This is a genomic window from Rhizobacter sp. P1_G5, from assembly GCF_056405435.1.
Window position 1 is genome coordinate 1 of record NZ_JBFUCB010000759.1, and the last position, 2,593, is coordinate 2,593.

The 2,593-nt window shown below is 67.2% G+C and carries 2 protein-coding genes and 1 pseudogene; all 3 read left to right on the forward strand.

Translation table 11 applies throughout. The features are described 5' to 3' along the window. Positions 1-210 (forward strand): annotated as a pseudogene (locus AC1D12_RS30635) (TRAP transporter small permease); the annotation flags it as partial. Beyond that, positions 201-1,484 carry a TRAP transporter large permease gene (locus AC1D12_RS30640; RefSeq protein ID WP_047499698.1) on the forward strand — a complete coding sequence of 428 codons (1,284 nt, stop codon included), beginning with the start codon at positions 201-203 and terminating at the stop codon, positions 1,482-1,484. The pseudogene AC1D12_RS30635 and the gene AC1D12_RS30640, both read left to right, overlap by 10 nt. 47 nt (positions 1,485-1,531) lie before the next feature. After that, the gene (locus AC1D12_RS30645) at positions 1,532-2,506 is read left to right on the forward strand and encodes a tripartite tricarboxylate transporter substrate binding protein (protein WP_477844996.1); all 975 of its coding nucleotides are present in this window, start codon (positions 1,532-1,534) and stop codon (positions 2,504-2,506) included. Positions 2,507-2,593: the final 87 nt, after the last annotated feature.

Sequence of the window (2,593 nt, forward strand, 5' to 3'; positions counted from 1 at the left end):
CTGCTGACGATGCTGTTCGGCGGCCTGATGGCGTGGAACTGCGCGCTGATGTTCGGCTCGGTGCGCGACTACATGATCCCGACGCTGGGCATCTCCGAATCCTGGCGCTACGTGCCGCTGGTCGCGGCAGGCATCCTGATCATCCTTTTCTCGATCGAACACATCGTCGCGCTGCTGCACGGCGTGGAAGTGGAGCCGGCATGGCACTGACAATTCTCTGCGTCACCTTCTTCGGGCTGCTGATCCTCGGCGTCCCGGTGGCGTTCTCGATCGGGCTGTCGGCGCTCGCGACCATCCTGTACGAAGGGCTGCCGATGGCGGTCATCTTCCAGCAGATGACCTCGGGCATGAACGTGTTCTCGTTCCTCGCGATCCCGTTCTTCATCTTCGCCGGCGAGCTGATGCTGTACGGCGGCATCGCCGACAAGATCGTCAACTTCGCGAACGCGGCGGTCGGCCACATCCGCGGCGGGCTCGGCATGTCGAACGTGGTCGCCTGCACGCTGTTCGGCGGCGTCTCCGGCTCGCCGGTGGCCGACGTCTCGGCGATGGGCGCGGTGATGATTCCGATGATGAAGAAGCAGGGCTACCACGCCGACTACGCAGTCAACGTGACGACCCATGCGGCGCTGGTCGGCGCGCTGATGCCCACCAGCCACAACATGATCATCTACACGCTGGCCGCGGGCGGCAAGGTGTCGATCGCGAAGCTGATCCTCGCCGGCCTGATCCCGGCGCTGGTGCTGACGCTGTGCAACCTGGCGGCCGCCTACCTGGTGGCGGTGAAGCGCGGCTACCCCGCCGGCACCTTCCCGGGCTGGCAGATCGTGGCGCGCACCTTCGCGGCCTCGCTGCCGGGACTGTTCGTCGTGGTGCTGATCCTGGGCGGCATTCTCTCGGGCGTGTTCACCGCGACCGAATCGGCCGCGGTGGCGGTGCTGTACGCGCTGATCCTGAGCGTGGTGGTGTACCGCTCGCTGAAGTGGGAGCAGTTCCTGAAGGCGGCGGCGAAGGCGGTGAAGACCACCGGCGTCGTGCTGCTGCTGATCGGCATCTCGGCCGCGTTCGGCTACATCATCAGCCTGTACGAGGTGCCGACGCTGACCGGCCAGGCGCTGTCGGCGGTGACGTCGAGCCCGTGGGTGATCTTCCTGCTGGTCAACATCATCCTGTTCCTGCTCGGCACCTTCCTCGACATGGCTGCCACCATCCTGGTGTGCACGCCGATCTTCCTGCCGATCTGCCAGCACTACGGCATGAGCGAGATCCAGTTCGGCATGGTGATGCTGATCAACTGCGCGCTCGGGCTGAACACGCCGCCGGTGGGCACGACGCAGTTCGTCGGCTGCGCGATCGGCGGTGTCTCGGTGGGCACCGTGATGAAGACCATCTGGCCGTTCTACGGCGCACTGATCGCCGCGCTGATGCTGGTGACCTACGTGCCGGCGTTCTCGCTGTGGCTGCCCGGCGTGGTGCTGCGCTGATCGGCGCCACGAGGCCTCTCTTTCAAAGACCCTTCAGGAGACATCCCATGATCATTCGCCGAACCCTTCTCGCGCTGGCGGCCGCGGCCGCCGCAGGCACCAGCTTCGGCGCGCACGCCGCGCCGGCCTGGCCTGAGAAGCCGGTGCGCATCGTCGTGCCGTTCGCGGCCGGCGGCACCTCGGACATCCTCGCGCGCCTGCTGGCCGACAAGCTGCAGGTCGCGCTGAAGCAGACCGTGCTGGTCGAGAACAAGGCCGGGGCCGGCGGCGTGATCGGCGCCGATTCGGTCGCCAAGTCGGCACCCGACGGCTACACCTTCCTGCTCGGCACGATCGCGAGCCACGCGATCAACCCGGTGCTGCAGCCGAAGATGCCGTACGACGCGGCCAAGGACTTCGCGCCGGTGATCCTGCTGGGCAGCATCTCCAACGTGCTGCTGGTCGGCACCGAGGCGCCGTACAAGAGCGTCAAGGAGCTGATCGCGGCGGCCAAGGCCAAGCCGGGCGACATCGCCTTCGCGTCGTCCGGCCAGGGCAGCTCGCAGCACATGTCGGGCGAGACCTTCAAGCTGCTGACCGGCGCCGAGCTGACGCACGTGCCGTACAAGGGCAGTGCGCCGGCCATCCAGGACGTGATCGGCAACCAGATCCCGATGAGCTTCGAGACGGTGACGGTGGCGCTGCCCTTCGTGCAGAGCGGCAAGGTGCGCGCGCTGGCCGTGACCTCGGCCAAGCGCAGCATCGCGATGCCCGACGTGCCGACGCTGCAGGAGGCCGGCGTGCCCGGCTTCGACGTGGCCAGCTGGCAGGCCTTCTACGCGCCGGCCGGCACGCCGCCGGCGATCGTCAAGCGCATGAACGCCGAAGTCGCGAAGATCATCGCGATCCCCGAGGTGAAGGCGAAGATGGAAGGGCTGGGCCTGCAGTACAGCCCCAACACGCCGGAGCAGTTCGCGACCTTCGGCCACGCTGAACTGGTGAAATGGGCGAAGATCGTGAAGGACGGCAACGTAAAACCTTAGCCCACCCCCGAAGCGCTGCGCGCCTCCCCCTCAAGGGGGCGCCGCCAGTGGCCCGGCAAAGCCGGTTCCACGGCGTCCGCTGGATCA